The following is a 15,579-nucleotide window of genomic DNA, read 5'->3' on the forward strand; positions in this document are numbered from 1 at the left end:
CCCGGGTAGGCCTCGCGGCCCGGCGGACGGCGCAGCAGCAGCGAGACGGCGCGGTAGGCCTCCGCGTGCTTGGAGAGGTCGTCAAAGATGATCAGGACGTGCTTGCCCTGGTACATCCAGTGCTGGCCGATGGCCGAGCCGGCGTAGGGGGCGACGTACTTGAAGCCCGCCGGGTCGGAGGCCGGGGCCGCGACGATGGTCGTGTACTCCATCGCGCCGGCGTCCTCGAGGGCCGCCTTGACCGAGGCGATCGTGGAGCCCTTCTGGCCGATCGCGACGTAGATGCAGCGGACCTGCTTGTCCGGGTCGCCGGTCTCCCAGTTCTCCCGCTGGTTGATGATCGTGTCGGTGCAGACCGCGGTCTTGCCGGTCTTGCGGTCACCGATGATCAGCTGGCGCTGGCCGCGGCCGATGGGGGTCTGCGAGTCGATCGCCTTGATGCCGGTCTGCAGCGGCTCGCTGACCGACTGGCGCTGGACGACCGAGGGGGCCTGCAGCTCGAGGACGCGCCGCTCCTCGGACTCGATCTCGCCGAGCCCGTCGATCGGCTCCCCGAGGGGATTGACGACGCGGCCGAGGAAGCCGTCGCCGACCGGCACCGAGAGGACCTCCTCGGTGCGGCTGACCTGCTGGCCCTCCTCGATCTCGGCGAAGTCGCCGAGGACGACGACGCCGATCTGGCGCTCGTCGAGGTTCAGGGCCAGTCCCAGCGATCCGCTGGGGAACTTCAACAGCTCGTTCGTCATCGTCGAGGGGAGACCCTCGACGTGGGCGATGCCGTCACCCGCGTCGACGACGGTTCCGACCTCCTCGCGGGACGATTCCGCCGAGAAGGACGACACATAGTTCTCGATCGCGCTCTGGATCTCGTCCGAGGAGATCGTCAGCTCCGCCATGGTTCCCTGCTCACTGTTCTCACGACTGCTGATGGTCTGGGGGTGGGGCGACCCCCCCCCGGTCCCGGGCGGGTCGCGGCGCTCAGGTCGGGAAGGCGTCGGCCGCACCGCGCAGGTGGCGCGCGACGCTGCCGTCGAGCAGCTCACCGCCGACCTGCACGACCAGGCCACCCAGGATGTCCGGGTCGACGTCGGACTGCACCGAGATCGAGCGCCCGTAGAGACGTGAGAGCACGTCCCCCAGCCGCTCCTCCTGCTCGTCGGACAGGGCGACCGGCGCGACGACGCGCGCGATCGACCGGTCCCGGCGGGCCGCCGCGGCGTCCGCCAGACGCTCGGCCGTGTGGTCGAGGGCCTTCGAGTAGGGATGGCGCACCGCCTGCTCGAGCAGCCGGTAGGCGGTCGGCGTGACCTTGTCCCCCGCGACCTGCGAGAGCAGCTCCAGCCTCTTGTCGACCGGTGCCGTGGAGTCCGCCAGCAGCGTCCGCAGCTGCGGCTCGCTCTGCAGGATCCGCCCGAAGCGGAACAGGTCGTCCTCCGTGTCGGAGAGCGAGCCGTCCTTCTCCGCCGAGGCCAGGGCGGCGGTCCGCCCCAGGGTCTCGACGGCCTCGACGAGGTCGGTCGGCGAGGTCAGCCGCGTCTCCACCAGGGTGGTCAGCAGCTGCAGCGTCGTCGGGTCGACCTTCTCCGAGAAGAGGTTCTCGACGAGGCTGCGCCGTAGCGACGACGACCCCGTCGGGTCGACGAGGTGACGCCGGAGGTCGATGTGGTCGCCGAGGACCTCGGCGACCGCGTAGAGCTCCTGCGACACCTGCGCGAGGTGCTCCGCGGTGCCGGTGCTCTCGTCCGAGACGACCTGCTCGAGCTGGTCGTCGGCGTGGTTCAGGGCCGACTGGCTCGCGCTGTGCATCAGCCCTCCCTCGTCTCCGTGGCCGTCGACCCCGAGGAGCCCGACGACCCGGCGCCGACCGTGGTCGACTCGGAGCCGTCCGAGGACGACTCCGACGAGTCCGACGAGTTCAGGGACCGCACGTACGACTCGGTGGTCGACCGTGCGGTGTCCTCGTCGGACAGGGACCGCCCGAGAATCCGTTCCGCGAGGGTGCGCGAGAGGTCGGGCAGCTTCTCCTGCAGGTCACCCTCGGCGCGGGACCGCTGCTCGGCGAGCTCGCGCTCGCCACGCTCCCGGACCTCGGAGATCTCCCGTTCCGCCTGCTCACGCTGTTCCGCGGCCTGCTCCCGGGCCGTGGCCCGGGCCTCGTCGCGGATCGAGGAGGCCTCGTTCCGGGCTTCCTGGAGTACCTCGGCGTGCTTCTGCTCGGCGGCCCGGTACTGCTCGTCGGCCTCTTCCCGGTCCCGCTGCGTCTGCCGCACCCGCTCGGCCCGGTCCTCCATCGCCTTGCGGATGGGCGGGACGATGAACTTCGAGAACAGGAAGAACACGACGACGAACAGGATGAGTTCGAAGAAGAACGTGCCGTTGGGGAGAAGGAAGATCTTGTCGCTGATGCTCCCCTGCGCCAGCACGGCTTCCGTGCTCGGCTGTCCGGCCACCCCGATCACCCGCTGCCGAGGACGAAGACGAACAGGGCCATGAAGGCCAGGTTGATGAAGTACATCGCCTCGACCAGACCGACGGTCAGGAAGAAGATGTTGAAGAGGCGGCTCTGCGCCTCGGGCTGGCGGGCGACGCCGGCGATGGTCTGGGCACCGACCAGGCCGTCACCGATGGCCGCACCGATGGCGCCACCGGCGAGTGCGATGCCACCGCCGATGAAGGCGCCGCCGGACTTCAGTCCGGTGGTGGGGTCGCTCCCCTGGGCGAGGACGGACTGCACAAGCGACATTGACGCTCCTTCTGAGCTCGTTCGGTCGAGGATCGGAGTGCCGGCCGACCGGCGGGGTGCAGTCGGCGACGGGGAGGACCTAGTGGCCCTCCTCGCTCACGGCCGGGCTGAAGAACTGCATGACGGTCAGCAGCGCGAAGATCAGCGCCTGGATGGCGCCGATGAAGAGGTCGAAGAGCTTCCACGCGGCGTTCGGGAGCCAGAGCCCCCACCACGGGATGAGCGCGATCACCGAGATCATGATCGTGCCCGAGAGGATGTTGCCGAACAGACGCAGCGAGAGCGAGATCGGCTTGGCGATCTCCTCGATGATGTTCAGCGGGGCGAGGGCGACGTAGGGCTGGACGAAGCGTCGCAGCGTCTTCGTCCCCTGCTCCCGGAAGCCCCACACCCACGCGGCGACGAACACGAAGATCGCGAGTGCGTAGGCGAGGTTCACGTCCGCCGTCGGCGGGCGGAGGATCTCGGGGTGCCCGCTCGGGATGAGGCCGAGCCAGTTGCAGACCAGGATGAAGGCGAACAGCGCGATGATCAGCGGGGCGAGGAACTCGGCGGGCCGGCGGCCCATCCGGCCCTGCACCTGGTCGATCATGTAGCTGGTGAGCGACTCGTAGGCCAGCTGGACCTTGTTGGGGACCTCGGACGTGACGCGTGAGCGGACGAAGAAGCCGGCCCCGACCACGATGATCGCGGCGAGCGTCGACGTCCACATCGTGTCGCCGTAGAAGGTGAGGCCGAGGAACTCGAACTCGCCGACGTGCTCACTCGGCGAGACCGAGCTGCTGCCGCCCTGGGCGGCCAGCGTGAGGAAACCGGACGTCACTTGCGTAGCTCCTTGAGCGCAGGCACGGATCCGACGATCGTGTTGATGACCTGGAACAGCGCGAGCCCGAGGAAGACCCCCAGGCCGGTCGGGAAGAAGACGAGGGCGAGGGCGACCGCCACGGCCGTGACGATCGCGAGCCGCGCCCCGACGCCGCGCACGAGCGCGGCCTTGCTGGGCAGATCGGCCGCCGACTGGCGCAGGACCGACCGCTGGACCATGAGCGCGTTCGCCGCCCCGAGCGCGAGCCCGAAGCAGCCGAACGCGGCGATGCCGCCCGCGCCGAAGACGACGCCGGCGACCAGTGCGAGGACGCCGATGACGACGGCGATGATCAGGGACAGCCGGAATGCTTCTCGCGTGGCGCCGGGAACCGTCAGCATCGGTCCGTGACCGAGGGGTTCGTTCACATCAGCTCCCGAGGAACTTGCTCATCTCCGTGTAGGCCACTCGCGCCGTCGCCGCGATCCCCAGCACCAACCCGATCAGCAGGAAGACCGGGAACGTACCGGCCAGATGATCGATCAGCCACCCGAGGGCGGTGGGTGCGATGAGACAACCCGCGAGGGTGGTGCCCAATCCGAGGAGGGCCCATCCGTCGGCCCGTGAATCCGTCATCAGTGGTCGCCGGTCCCCTCATGCGGGACGCAGGGCTGACACGTCCATGGTCAGTCCTCCTCGATGACGACCGGCGGCGGCGGGCGGCCCCGGCGCCACGTTTCCGTGCCGTCCTCGGGCGGGCCGACTCACTCATCAGGACCACTCGATTTGCCCCGTTTCGACGAGACGCGAGGAACCTATCACACCCCTACGACGCCCCGTCGTCGCAGGCCAACCGCTGTTCAGCGCCCCCGCGGTGATCGAACTGGCCCGTCGCGGACGATCACCGGGCGCGCAGCCGGGGGACCGCCGAGGCGAGCACCGCGACGAGCAGCCCGGCGCCCACGACCCCCACCACGAGGAACACGTCGGTGATCAGTGCGAGGGCCACGGCGCCGAACGCGAACACCCCGGCCCACAGGTAGATGAGCAGGACCGCGCGCCGCTGCGAGTGCCCGATCTCGAGCAGCCGGTGGTGCAGGTGCATCTTGTCGGGCGCGAACGGGCTGCGGCCGGCGCGGGTCCGGCGCACCACCGCCAGCAGCAGGTCGAGCAGCGGGACGAGGACGACCGCGGCGACGACGACGATCGGCGCGAGCAGCGCGAGCGCGTTGCGGGGCGCGGAGTCGGCGTAGGTGATCCGCCCCGAGGCGCTGGTCGTCGCAGCGGCGAGCATCAGTCCGATGAGCATGGAGCCGGAGTCGCCCATGAAGATGCGCGCCGGCTGGAAGTTGTGGGGCAGGAACCCCGCGCACGCCCCGGCGAGCACGGCCGCGATCAGCGCGGGCGGGTAGGCGGTGACGTCCCCGCCACGCTGCTCGAGCAGCCCGAGCGAGAAGGCGAGGATCGCCGAGGACGCGATGAGCCCGATCCCGGCGGCGAGCCCGTCGAGCCCGTCGACGAAGTTCACCGCGTTGACCAGCACCACGCACAGGAACACGGTGAGCACGACGCCCTGGTTGGGGTCGAGGATCAGCAGCGTCCAATCCGAGCCGTCGGACCCGTCGGGGATCGGCAGCACGAACCACTGCACGCCGAGGAGGACGAGCACGCCCGCCGACGTGGCCTGCCCGGCGAGCTTGGTCAGCGCGTCGATGCCGAAGCGGTCGTCGAGCGCGCCCACCAGCACGATCAGCCCGCCCGCGACCATCACCGCGCGGGTCTCCGAGGAGTAGTCGAAGGCGCGGCGCAGCACCGGCAGCTGCGAGGCCACGAACACCCCGGCCAGCACCCCGATGTACATGGCGACGCCGCCGAGGCGCGGGATCGGCACGGTGTGGACGTCGCGCCCGCGCGGGACCGCGATGGCCCCGGCGCGGATCGCGAGCCGGCGGATGACCCCCGTGATCAGGAACGTCACCACCGCCGCGCAGAGCCCGACCAGGAGGTACTCCCGGATCGGCAGCCCCTGCGGGGCGAAGGGTGGCGACGGGCCCACGCGGGCCAGGTTAGACCGCCGGGGTCAGCCCCTCGGGTAGGCGGGGAACCGCGCCACGAGTGTCCCGACCTCGTCGCGCACGTCGGCGAGGGTCCGCTTCCCGTCCTCGGTGGTCTCGTCGGCGGTCACCGCGGTGGCGATCAGGCGGGCCACCTCGGGCATCTCCTGGGTCGTCATGCCCTGCGTGGTGATCGACGGCGAGCCCACGCGAATGCCCGACGCGGTCATCGGGGGCTGCGGGTCGTAGGGGATCGCGTTCTTGTTCAGCGTGATCCCGGCCAGGCCGCTGCGGGCCTCGGCCTCCTTGCCGGTGACGCCGAGGGGCTGCAGGTCGAGCAGCGCGAGGTGGGTGTCGGTGCCGCCGGAGATGGCGCGCATCCCGTGCGACTCCAGCCCCGAGGTGAGCGCCTGCGCGTTGGCGATGACGCTGCGCGCGTACTCCTGGTACTCCGGCGTCGCGGCCTCCGCGAGCGCCACGGCCTTGCCGGCCACGGCGTGCATCAGCGGGCCGCCCTGCAGGAACGGGAAGACCGCCTTGTCGAGGGCCTTCGCGTGCTCGGCCTTCGAGACGAGCATGCCGCCGCGCGGGCCGCGCAGGACCTTGTGCGTCGTGAAGGTGACGACGTCGGCGTAGGGCACCGGGCTGGGGATGGCCTGGCCGGCCACGAGCCCGATGAAGTGGGCCGCGTCGACCCACAGGATCGCGCCGGCCTCGTCGGCGATGGCCCGGAACTTCTCGAAGTCGATCAGGCGCGGGTAGGCGGTGGCCCCCGCGACGATCATCTTCGGGCGGTGCTCCAGCGCGAGGTCCCGCACCTGGTCGTAGTCGATGAGGCCGTCGTCCTCGCGCACGGTGTACGGCACCGGCTCGAACCACTTGCCGGAGAAGCTGACCTTGGCGCCGTGGGTGAGGTGGCCGCCGTGGGGCAGCGACATGGCCAGCACCTTGTCGCCCGGCTGGCAGAACGCCGCGTAGACCGCGAGGTTGGCGTTGGCGCCCGAGTGCGGCTGCAGGTTCGCGTGCTCGGCGCCGAAGAGCGCCTTCGCGCGGTCGATGCCGATCTCCTCGGCGCGGTCGACGACCTCGCAGCCGCCGTAGTAGCGCCGGCCGGGGTAGCCCTCGGCGTACTTGTTCGACAGCGTCGAGCCGAGCGCCGCGAGCACGGCGGGGCTGGTCAGGTTCTCGCTCGCGATGAGCTGGAGACCGCCGCGCAGGCGGGCGAGCTCGTCGTCGACGACCTGGGCGATCTCCGGGTCGACGGCTGCGAGGGCGTCGTAGTCCGGACCCCAGAAATGCTCGCTCGTGGCTGCCACGTCGGTGTTACCTCACTCTGCTCGGGGTGGACCGACGCGGCGGCGCCCCCGGAGTGGGACGACGCCGTCGATCCGGAACCGGTGCCCGACGTTACCCGGGCCCGTGGTGCCCGGTCGGGCGGTTTGTGGGCGCGCTCACGGCCTCACCAGTCGGCGATGGTCAGCGAGGTGTCCGGGCGCGGGCGGGCGTCGAGGCCCCGGGCGAGGTAGTCCCACGCCGCCAGGCCGATCATCGCGCCGTTGTCGGTCGACCAGCGCAGCGGCGGCAGGCACAGGTCCACCCCGGCCTCGTCGCAGAGCTGCTGCGCCGCCGCCCGCAGCTGCGGGCTCGCCGCCACCCCGCCCACGACGACGAGGCAGCGGCTCGGGTGGCGCGCCAGCGCCTTGCGGCACTTGCCGACGAGGACGTCGAGGCACGCGTCGACGAACGAGGCCGCCACGTCGGCGTGCGGATGGTCCGGGTTCGCCGCCAGGAACCGCGAGACCGACGACTTCAGCCCGGAGAACGAGAAGTCCAGCTCGAGGTCCCTGGCCGGGCGCGGGAACAGCACGTCGGCCGTGCCGGTCTTCGCCAGCCGGTCGATCGCCGGCCCGCCCGGGTAGCCGAGCCCGAGCATGCGGGCGACCTTGTCGTAGGCCTCCCCCACCGAGTCGTCGCGCGTGGAGCCGACCAGGGCGACGTCGCCGGAGGCCTGGACGTGCGCGAGCAGCGTGTGCCCGCCGCTGACCAGCAGCACCATCGCCGGGTACTCCACCCGCCGCTCGTCGAGGTCGGCGCTGCGCAGGTGCCCGCGCAGGTGGTTCACGCCGTACACCGGCAGCCCCCATCCGTCGCCGAGCCCGACCGCGGAGTTCGTCCCGACGACGAGCGAGCCGATCAGCCCCGGCCCGCGCGTGACGCCGATGGCGGTGAGGTCGGCGGGACGCAGGTCGGCGTCGGTGAGGACCTTGCGCACCGTCGGCAGGATCGCGTCGACGTGCGCGCGGCTGGCCATCTCGGGGTAGACGCCGCCGTAGCGGTCGTGAAGCTCCACCTGCGAGGCGACGGCGGCCGCGACGACCTCGCCGTCGGGACGCACCACCGCCACCCCGGTGTCGTCGCACGAGGTCTCGATGCCCAGCATCAGTCCGTCGGGGGGCAGTACGGCGGTCACGGGGTCTCCTGGGCGAGCACGCGCTCGATCTCGGCGGCGTCGACAGCGCCCTGGCGCTCGATCCGCGGGTCGTCGAGGTGGCAGTTCACGACGGTCGACGGCACCCCGGAGCGCACCCCGCCGTCGACGACCGCGTCGGGGCGCCCCACGAGCTGGTCGAGGATCGGCCCCGGGGCCTGCCGGGTCGGCTCGCCGTGGGCGTTCGCGCTGGTCACGAGCAGGGGGCCGACGTCGGAGAGGAGGGCGCGCAGGTCGGGGTCGGACGGGACGCGGACGCCGATCTCGTCGCGGCCGGCGAGCCAGTCGGGCGCCACCGCGGGGTCGATGCCCAGCGCCACGGTGAGCGGGCCGGGCGAGAACGCCGCGAGCAGGCGCCGGGCCGGCTCGGTGACCTGCACGCCCAGCGCGGGCAGCTCGTCGGGGGTCGCGACCATGATCGGCAGCTCGCGGGTGCGGGGCCGGTCCTTGAGCGCGAAGAGCGCGTCGATCGCGGCCGGGCGGCGGGGGTGGACGGCGAGCCCGTAGACGGTGTCGGTGGGCAGCAGCGCCACCCCGCCGTCGAGCAGCGCGGCGCGGGCGGCGGTGAACTCGTCGCCACGGAAGCGCACCGAGGACTCGGTGAGCGGCGCCGCGCTGACCACCGGGGCGTCGTGCTCCCCCGCGCGCAGCCGGGCGGTGAGGGCGTCGACGTCGGGCGCGTCGAGTCCGGTGTCGTGGGTCGCGAGCCCCGCCCCGGCCAGCAGGGCCGCGACCGGGCCGCGGCGCGCACCCGCCAGCGCGACGGGCGCCGTGGCCCCCGCGAGCCGCTCGGCGAGCTCCTTGACGACGACGTCGACGTCGCCGTGCCGGACCGTCACGTGGCCGTCCTCGCCGGTCAGCGACGCGTACACCGCGGTGCCGCCCGCGGGGCGCAGGACCAGCGCCGGGAGACGCCCGGCCTGGCCGGTGAGCAGCGAGAGCGAGTCGAGCGCGACGACGGGCACGCCGCGGGCGAACGCGACCGCGTTGACGTAGGCGATCCCGGCGCGCACCGACGCGAGGTTCCCGGGCCCGACGTCGACGGCGAGCCGGTCGAGGTCGGCCACGGTGCGCCCACTGTCGCGGATGACCCCACCGGCCAGCACCCCGACGTCGACGAAGCCGGGGTCGCCACGGTCCGCGCTCGCCCGCGCGAGGACGCGGTCGTCGTCGAGCAGCGCGGCGCCGTAGACCCGGGAAGAGGTCTCGACGGCGAGGGTGAGGGTCATGCCGGACTCCCCGCGGGATCGGCGAGGGCGTCGAGCACCGGCGCCCACCGCGCGCCGCCGCGGACCGTGATCTCGCGGCCGGTCGGGTCGTCCGGGCCCGTCACCGCCAGGTGCATCCGCAGCGGGTCGACGAACTCGCCGGACACCAGGTCGCCCCACTCGACCAGCGCGATCACCTCGTCGAGGTACTCGTCGAGCCCCAGGTCGCGGAACTCGGTGAGGTCGGTGAGGCGGTAGGTGTCGACGTGCAGCACGCGCGGCCCGGGGGTCGCGTAGAACTGCGCGAGCGAGAACGTCGGGCTGGAGACCGCGGCCCCCGAGCCGAGGGCGGCGACGAGCGCGGAGACGAAGGTGGTCTTGCCCGCCGCGAGCTCACCGGTGAGCAGCACCGCGTCCCCCGCGTGCAGGTGCGGGGCCAGGGCCGCGGCGACGCGGGCCGTCCCCTCCGGACCGTCCGCGTGCAGCACCGTCTCGCGCATGACCTGCTCGTTCATCTCGGTCCCCATGGTACGAGCCGCCGCGCGCCGCTCAGGCGACGGCCGGGGTGCGGCCGAGCACCTCCGCGATCTCCGCGGTCGACACGCTGCCCTGGCGGCGCACGATCGGCTCGGGCCCGGTGAGGTCGACGATCGTGGAGCCGGCGTCGCTCTCCAGCGGGCCGCCGTCGAGGTAGATCTCCACCGCCTCGCCGAGCTGGGCGTAGGCGTCGGCGCAGTCGCGCGGGACCGCTCCCCCGCCCGCGTTCGCGCCGGTCATCGCCATCGGACCGCACTCGCGCAGCAGCTCCAGCGCGACCGGGTGCAGCGGCATCCGGAGCACGACGGTGCCGCGGGTGCGGCCGAGGTCCCACGCCAGCGACGGGGCGTGCGGCAGGACGAGCGACAGCCCGCCGGGCCAGAACGCCTCCACGAGGTCCCGCGCGGCGCTGGGGACCACGGCGACCAGGCCGTCGATCGTCGACCAGCTCCCGACGAGCACCGGCACCGGCGTCTCCGGTCCGCGACCCTTGGCGGCGAGCAGCGCGCGCACGGCCGCCTGGTCGAAGGCGTCCGCCCCGACGGCGTAGGACGTGTCGGTGGGGACGACGACGAGCCGGCCCGCCCGCACGGCGGCCGCGGCGGCGGCGAGCCCCGCGGCCCGCGTGTCGGGGACGCGGCAGTCGAAGGTCGTCACGGGCGTCGAGCGTAGGCGGCTCGGCGCGCTCGACGCGGCGGGCCCGACGGGTGAACGGCGCCGTCCTGACCTCTGACGTCAGGAACGTGCCGTTGCTGCCACCTGGGGCGGCCGACCCCGGACGAGCGAACGGCGCCGTCCTGACGTCCGACGTCAGGAACGTGCCGTTGCTGCCACGAGGCGGGGGGCGGACCGGTCAGCGACGGGTCCCGACGGCGACGCGGGGCCGGCCGGCGAGGTCGTCGAGGGTGGCGACGCCGGTGAACCCCGCCCCCTCGAGCACCTCGCGGACCGAGGATGCGTGCGACTCGTCGTGCTCGACCGCGACCCGCCCGCCGGGGCGCAGCAGCCGGGCCGCAGTCGTCGCGAGCGGGCGGATCACGGCCAGCCCGTCGGGCCCGGCGAACACCGCGCCGTGCGGGTCGTGGTCCACCTCGGGGGCGACCGCGGTCCCCTCGGGCACGTAGGGCGGGTTGGCCACCACCACGTCCACGGTCCCCTCGAGGGTCGCCAGGGTGGCCGGGTCGGTGACGTCGGCGGCGGTGAGCGCCACGCCGGTTCCGTCCAGGTTGCGGCGCGCCCAGGCCAGCGCGCCGGGGTCGAGCTCCACGGCGTGCACCTCGGCGTCGGGGCGCGCCGTCGCGATCGCCAGCGCGAGGGCGCCCGACCCGGTGCACAGGTCGACCACGCGCGGCTCGCCGAGGCCCCGCAGCGCGCTGACCGCCTCGCCGAGCAGCAGCTCGGTCTCCGGCCGGGGCACGAACACGCCCGGGCCGACCGCGACCGACACCGGGCCCAGCACCGCGCTCGCGAGCACGTACTGCAGCGGCTCCCGGGTGGCGCGCCGCGCGACGAGGGCCTCCAGCCGCGCCGCGCCCTCGTCGTCGAGGTCCGGGGCCAGCACGAGCCGGGTGCGCGGGACGCCGAGGACGTGGGCGGCGAGCAGCTCGGCGTCCACGCGCGGGCTCTCGACCCCGGCCGCGGCGAGCCGGGCGGCCGCGTCGGCGACGCGGGCCCGCCTCGGCGCCGTCACCGGCTCCCGCCCTGGCCGGCCTCCTGCGCGGCGTCGGAGAGGCGCTCCTCCCGGTCGGCGGCGCGCAACGCCTCGAGGACGCCGTCGAGGTCGCCGTCGAGGACCCGGTCGAGGTCGTAGGACTTGTAGCCGATGCGGTGGTCGGAGATCCGGTTCTCGGGGTAGTTGTAGGTCCGCACCCGCTCCGAGCGGTCGACCGTGCGGACCTGGCTGCGGCGGTCGGCCGATTGCTGCGCGGCCTCCGCGTCGTCCTGGATCGCCTGCAGCCGCGAGCGCAGCACCTCCATGGCGCGGGCCTTGTTCTGAAGCTGCGAGCGCTCGTTCTGGCAGGAGACGACGACGCCGGTGGGCAGGTGGGTGATCCGCACCGCGGAGTCGGTGGTGTTGACGCCCTGGCCGCCCTTGCCCGAGGAGCGGAACACGTCGATGCGCAGGTCCTTCTCGTCGATCTGGACGGCGCTGTCGCTCTCGTCCCGCTCCGGGTACACGAGCACGCCCGCGGCCGAGGTGTGGATGCGGCCCTGGGACTCGGTGACCGGCACGCGCTGCACGCGGTGCACCCCGCCCTCGTACTTCAGCCACGCCCACACGCCCTCGGGCTCGGAGCCGGGCGCGGTGACGATGACGGTGACGTCCTTGTAGCCGCCGAGGTCGGACTCCGCGGCCGAGAGCACCTCGACCTTCCAGCCCTTCCGCTCCGCGAAGTGGGAGTACATCCGCAGCAGGTCGCCGGCGAACAGCGCCGACTCCTCGCCACCCTCCCCCGAACGCACCTCGACGACGACGTCGTGGCCGTCGTCCGGGTCGCGGGGCACCAACAGCTCGCGCAGCCGGGCGCGCAGGGCGTCCACCGTGCCCTCCAGGCTGGTGGCCTCGGCGCCGAACGCCGGGTCCTCGCGCGCGAGCTCGCGGGCGTCGGCGAGGTCGGCCTCGGCGCGCCCCAGCTCACCGGCGGTCGTGACGATCGGGGCGAGCTCGGCGTAGCGGCGGCCCAGCCGGCGGGCTAGCGCCTGGTCGGTGTGCACCTCGGGCTCGGCCAGCCGCGCCTCCAGCCCGGCGTGCTCCTCCACCAGCGCGCGCACCGAGGCCGCCGCGCCGGCGTCCTGCCCGGCCACCTGGGTCATGTCAGTCTCCGTTCCCCGCAGCTGCCCCGAAACGCACGAACGCCCGCCGTCGCCGGCCCCGCGTCGGCGGAGCGGCGACGGCGGGCGTCGCGGGAACTACTTGCGGCCGGCGCGCTTGCCGTACCGGGCCTCGAAGCGGGCGACCCGGCCACCGGTGTCCATGATGCGCTGCTTGCCGGTGTAGAAGGGGTGGCAGGCCGAGCAGACCTCGACGTTGATGACGCCGTTCTGCTTCGTGCTCCGCGTGGTGAACTGGTTGCCGCAGCCGCAGGTCACCTGGGTCTCGACGTACTCGGGGTGGATTCCCGTCTTCACGGTGGCTGGTCCTCTCGTCTGTGGCCGCCGGGTCCCCTGCTGGTGCGTCGGGGTGAACCGGAGGCATCTGTGCCACCGGGCATTCTCTCAGGAACGCCCGCTGATCCCGTCAACGACCCCGGGGCCCTCGATGTTCCCGGGGCTTCCCGCGCGTGTATACGGCTCGAGCGGTCCCCCGGTTCGGTGATCGACGACCTGTGAGGTCTGCGTTGGGTCACGACAATTGGGTCGAACAGGTGAGACCCGGCGCGCGGAGGTAGGTCGACTCCGGCGGCGAGGCCGGACCCACGACAGGGAGAACGACCCATGAAGATGCGCATGATGGCCGCGGCCGGGGTGGCCGCGCTCGCCCTGACCGGCGTCGGCTCCGGCCTGGCGTTCGCGCAGTCGGGCCCGCCGCCGGTGGCGACGATCCCGAGCCTGACCGGACAGAGCACCTCGGTGAAGCTGGACTCCGGCTTCACCGACGCGCTGAAGTCGCTCGACGTCACGCCGGCACCGACCGGCACCGCCAAGGTCGCCGACGGGTCCGCCACGTTCCCGATCACCGGCGGCAACGTCACCGTCTACAAGCCCGGCGAGGTCACCCCGTACGTCCAGGGGATGATCATGCACGACGGGTCCGGCCTGAGCCTGACCAAGGGCAGCACCAAGGTCACGCTCGAGAACTTCGTGGTCGACCCGGGCCAGCCCGCCACGCTCAAGGGCAAGGTCCTGGCGAACGGCTCGACGCTGGCCGATTCGGTCACGCTGTTCGACCTCGACGGCTCGACGCTCAAGCCGATCACGACGGACGCCTCCGCCGGGACCGCCACGCTGACCGGCACCACGGTGCGGCTGTCCTCGGACGCCGCGGCGGCGCTGGACAAGGCCTTCGGGACCGACGCGATCAAGGGCGGCACCACCGTCGGCATCGCGACGATCGTCGTGGACCTGCCCGGCAAGGGCGGGAGCGCCGGCTCCATGCCGGGCGCGACGCCCAGCGGCGGCGCGCAGACCGGTGGCGGTAGCACCGCCGTCGGTGGCGTCGACCCGGCCCTGCTCGCCGGCGGCGTGCTGACCCTCGCGGTGGCGGGCGGCGCGCTCGTCGTCGTGCGTCGTCGTCGGGCCACCGACGAGGGCTGATCCACCGGGCTCACCGTGCGTGAGCCCCTCGCGGGAGACGTCCCCGGGAACCGGGTCCCCAGGACCCGGTCTCCGGGGACGTCGCGCATCACCGAGGCCCTGACCTGCAGAGTGGAGTCACCCGATGTCACGTGCCGGGCGACGCGGATGGGTTGCGGGCATCGCGCTGCTCGCGGTCGCGGGGGTCGTGCTGATCGTGCTCGGCCTGACCTCGGGTCCGCGCGCGGCCGCCCCGGTCGCCGCGGCGGACACCCGCGCCCCGGTGACGGTCGCGGCCGTCCCGACGCCGGCCACGCCCACACCCCAGGACCTGCCGGCCTCACCCCCGACGCGGATCGCGATCCCGGCCCTCGGGGTCGACTCGCCGGTCAACCCGGTGGGCCTGAACCCGGACGGGACGGTGCAGGTCCCCGCACCGGGCCCGCTCTACGACCAGGCGGCCTGGTACTCCGGCTCGGTCACCCCCGGGCAGCGCGGGCCGGCCGTGGTGCTCGGGCACATCGACTCGGCCGCCAACGGGCCGTCGGTGTTCTACCGGCTCTCGGCGCTGCGCCCGCTCGACGAGTTCACCCTGACCCGCGCGGACGGCCGGACCCTGGTCTACCGGGTGAACTCGGTGAAGACCTACCCGAAGGACGCGTTCCCGACCCGGTCCGTGTACGGGCCCACCACGCGGCCCGAGGTCCGGCTCATCACCTGCGGCGGGGCGTTCGACGCCCGCGCCCGGTCCTACGTCGACAACACCGTGGTCTACGCGAACCAGATCGGTCCCTGACCGCCGGAGGCCTCGACACGAACGGCCGGTCCGTCACCCTGGATGGTGACCGACCGGCCGCTCGTCCGTTCCGCCGGGCACGCCCTAGTCGTCGTCCTTGCCCGGGGTCGTCTTCGCGACCTGCATGAGGAACTCGATGTTCGTCCGCGTCTTGCGCAGCCGGTCGAGCACCAGCTCGATGGCCTGCTGCGAGTCGAGCGCCGCCAGCACGCGCCGCAGCCGGTGCATGACCGCGGTCTCGTCGGGCGAGAGGAGGAGCTCCTCCTTGCGGGTCGACGAGGCGTCCGGGTCGATCGCCGGGAAGATGCGCTTGTCCGCGAGCTTGCGGTCGAGCTTGAGCTCGGCGTTGCCGGTGCCCTTGAACTCCTCGAAGATCACCGTGTCCATCGTCGACCCTGTCTCGACCAGGGCCGTCGCCAGGATGGTGAGCGAGCCGCCGTTCTCGATGTTGCGGGCGGCGCCGAGGAAGCGCTTGGGCGGATAGAGCGCCGTCGAGTCGACGCCACCGGACAGGATGCGTCCACTCGCCGGTGCGGCGAGGTTGTACGCACGGCCCAGCCGGGTGATCGAGTCGAGCAGCACGACGACGTCGTGGCCCATCTCGACCAGACGCTTGGCGCGCTCGATCGAGAGCTCGGCAATGCTGGTGTGGTCGGACGGCGGCCGGTCGAACGTGCTGGCGATGACTTCACCCTTCACCGACCGCTGCATGTCG

The 15,579-nt window shown here is 73.1% G+C and carries 19 protein-coding genes; 2 read left to right on the forward strand and 17 right to left on the reverse strand.

Annotated features, from left to right (window positions below):
• The 16 genes from AC0CYZ_RS11810 to rpmE all read right to left on the reverse strand — a co-directional run.
• On the reverse strand, window positions 1-896 hold an 896-nt coding region (locus tag AC0CYZ_RS11810; protein ID WP_472215493.1), incomplete at its 3' end, for a F0F1 ATP synthase subunit alpha.
• An 82-nt stretch (window positions 897-978) separates the two neighbouring features.
• Window positions 979-1,806 (reverse strand): F0F1 ATP synthase subunit delta, encoded by an 828-nt coding sequence (locus AC0CYZ_RS11815; RefSeq protein ID WP_472215495.1) that lies wholly within the window; start codon window positions 1,804-1,806, stop codon window positions 979-981.
• Window positions 1,806-2,423 (reverse strand): F0F1 ATP synthase subunit B, encoded by a 618-nt coding sequence (locus AC0CYZ_RS11820; protein ID WP_472215496.1) that lies wholly within the window; start codon window positions 2,421-2,423, stop codon window positions 1,806-1,808. Before AC0CYZ_RS11820 ends, AC0CYZ_RS11815 begins: the two co-directional genes overlap by 1 nt.
• Window positions 2,424-2,455: 32 nt before the next feature.
• Window positions 2,456-2,743 (reverse strand): F0F1 ATP synthase subunit C, encoded by a 288-nt coding sequence (locus AC0CYZ_RS11825; RefSeq protein ID WP_472215498.1) that lies wholly within the window; start codon window positions 2,741-2,743, stop codon window positions 2,456-2,458.
• Between the two features lie 79 nt (window positions 2,744-2,822).
• Window positions 2,823-3,566 carry a F0F1 ATP synthase subunit A gene (gene atpB / locus AC0CYZ_RS11830; RefSeq protein WP_472215500.1) on the reverse strand — a complete coding sequence of 248 codons (744 nt, stop codon included), beginning with the start codon at window positions 3,564-3,566 and terminating at the stop codon, window positions 2,823-2,825.
• Window positions 3,563-3,949: a hypothetical protein gene (locus AC0CYZ_RS11835; RefSeq protein WP_472215502.1), complete on the reverse strand. Its 387-nt coding sequence runs from the start codon at window positions 3,947-3,949 to the stop codon at window positions 3,563-3,565. The genes atpB and AC0CYZ_RS11835 overlap by 4 nt, the downstream gene beginning before the upstream one ends.
• A 28-nt stretch (window positions 3,950-3,977) precedes the next feature.
• The gene (locus AC0CYZ_RS11840; protein ID WP_472215504.1) at window positions 3,978-4,184 is read right to left on the reverse strand and encodes an AtpZ/AtpI family protein; all 207 of its coding nucleotides are present in this window, start codon (window positions 4,182-4,184) and stop codon (window positions 3,978-3,980) included.
• A 265-nt stretch (window positions 4,185-4,449) separates the two neighbouring features.
• A complete protein-coding gene (locus tag AC0CYZ_RS11845) occupies window positions 4,450-5,604 on the reverse strand; it encodes a glycosyltransferase family 4 protein (protein ID WP_472215506.1) in 1,155 nt (384 codons plus the stop codon).
• A 24-nt stretch (window positions 5,605-5,628) separates the two neighbouring features.
• Window positions 5,629-6,918 carry a serine hydroxymethyltransferase gene (locus AC0CYZ_RS11850; RefSeq protein ID WP_472215508.1) on the reverse strand — a complete coding sequence of 430 codons (1,290 nt, stop codon included), beginning with the start codon at window positions 6,916-6,918 and terminating at the stop codon, window positions 5,629-5,631.
• A gap of 143 nt (window positions 6,919-7,061) precedes the next feature.
• Complete coding sequence (gene tsaD / locus AC0CYZ_RS11855; protein WP_472215510.1) at window positions 7,062-8,072, reverse strand: tRNA (adenosine(37)-N6)-threonylcarbamoyltransferase complex transferase subunit TsaD; 1,011 nt, start codon at window positions 8,070-8,072, stop codon at window positions 7,062-7,064.
• Window positions 8,069-9,319 carry an L-threonylcarbamoyladenylate synthase gene (locus tag AC0CYZ_RS11860; protein ID WP_472215512.1) on the reverse strand — a complete coding sequence of 417 codons (1,251 nt, stop codon included), beginning with the start codon at window positions 9,317-9,319 and terminating at the stop codon, window positions 8,069-8,071. Before AC0CYZ_RS11860 ends, tsaD begins: the two co-directional genes overlap by 4 nt.
• The gene (tsaE, locus tag AC0CYZ_RS11865; protein WP_472215514.1) at window positions 9,316-9,813 is read right to left on the reverse strand and encodes a tRNA (adenosine(37)-N6)-threonylcarbamoyltransferase complex ATPase subunit type 1 TsaE; all 498 of its coding nucleotides are present in this window, start codon (window positions 9,811-9,813) and stop codon (window positions 9,316-9,318) included. The genes AC0CYZ_RS11860 and tsaE overlap by 4 nt, the downstream gene beginning before the upstream one ends.
• Window positions 9,814-9,847: 34 nt before the next feature.
• Window positions 9,848-10,492 (reverse strand): L-threonylcarbamoyladenylate synthase, encoded by a 645-nt coding sequence (locus tag AC0CYZ_RS11870; protein WP_472215516.1) that lies wholly within the window; start codon window positions 10,490-10,492, stop codon window positions 9,848-9,850.
• 196 nt (window positions 10,493-10,688) lie between these two features.
• The gene (prmC, locus tag AC0CYZ_RS11875; RefSeq protein ID WP_472215518.1) at window positions 10,689-11,525 is read right to left on the reverse strand and encodes a peptide chain release factor N(5)-glutamine methyltransferase; all 837 of its coding nucleotides are present in this window, start codon (window positions 11,523-11,525) and stop codon (window positions 10,689-10,691) included.
• Window positions 11,522-12,649 carry a peptide chain release factor 1 gene (prfA, locus tag AC0CYZ_RS11880; protein WP_472215520.1) on the reverse strand — a complete coding sequence of 376 codons (1,128 nt, stop codon included), beginning with the start codon at window positions 12,647-12,649 and terminating at the stop codon, window positions 11,522-11,524. The genes prmC and prfA overlap by 4 nt, the downstream gene beginning before the upstream one ends.
• A gap of 96 nt (window positions 12,650-12,745) precedes the next feature.
• On the reverse strand, window positions 12,746-12,964 hold the full coding sequence (rpmE, locus tag AC0CYZ_RS11885; protein WP_472215522.1) for a 50S ribosomal protein L31: 219 nt from the start codon (window positions 12,962-12,964) through the stop codon (window positions 12,746-12,748).
• A gap of 306 nt (window positions 12,965-13,270) precedes the next feature.
• Between rpmE and AC0CYZ_RS11890 the strand changes: the two genes are divergently transcribed.
• Window positions 13,271-14,089, forward strand: coding sequence for a hypothetical protein (locus tag AC0CYZ_RS11890; RefSeq protein WP_472215524.1), 819 nt, complete (start codon window positions 13,271-13,273; stop codon window positions 14,087-14,089).
• Window positions 14,090-14,213: 124 nt separating this feature from the next.
• Window positions 14,214-14,864: a class F sortase gene (locus AC0CYZ_RS11895; RefSeq protein WP_472215526.1), complete on the forward strand. Its 651-nt coding sequence runs from the start codon at window positions 14,214-14,216 to the stop codon at window positions 14,862-14,864.
• A gap of 84 nt (window positions 14,865-14,948) precedes the next feature.
• Here the strand turns inward: AC0CYZ_RS11895 and rho are convergent.
• The coding region (gene rho / locus AC0CYZ_RS11900; RefSeq protein WP_472215528.1) for a transcription termination factor Rho at window positions 14,949-15,579 on the reverse strand (631 nt) is incomplete at its 5' end.

It is taken from the genome of Actinomycetospora sp. (genome assembly GCF_055612215.1).

Coding starts and splice junctions, on each gene's coding strand:
- AC0CYZ_RS11815 (WP_472215495.1), bottom strand. CDS start 1,806: ATGCACAGCGCGAGCCAGTCGGCCCTGAACCACGCCGACGACCAGCTC.
- AC0CYZ_RS11840 (WP_472215504.1), bottom strand. CDS start 4,184: ATGACGGATTCACGGGCCGACGGATGGGCCCTCCTCGGATTGGGCACC.
- tsaE (WP_472215514.1), bottom strand. CDS start 9,813: ATGAACGAGCAGGTCATGCGCGAGACGGTGCTGCACGCGGACGGTCCG.
- AC0CYZ_RS11835 (WP_472215502.1), bottom strand. CDS start 3,949: ATGCTGACGGTTCCCGGCGCCACGCGAGAAGCATTCCGGCTGTCCCTG.
- AC0CYZ_RS11860 (WP_472215512.1), bottom strand. CDS start 9,319: ATGACCCTCACCCTCGCCGTCGAGACCTCTTCCCGGGTCTACGGCGCC.
- AC0CYZ_RS11890 (WP_472215524.1), top strand. CDS start 13,271: ATGAAGATGCGCATGATGGCCGCGGCCGGGGTGGCCGCGCTCGCCCTG.
- prfA (WP_472215520.1), bottom strand. CDS start 12,649: ATGACCCAGGTGGCCGGGCAGGACGCCGGCGCGGCGGCCTCGGTGCGC.
- AC0CYZ_RS11825 (WP_472215498.1), bottom strand. CDS start 2,743: ATGTCGCTTGTGCAGTCCGTCCTCGCCCAGGGGAGCGACCCCACCACC.
- AC0CYZ_RS11895 (WP_472215526.1), top strand. CDS start 14,214: ATGTCACGTGCCGGGCGACGCGGATGGGTTGCGGGCATCGCGCTGCTC.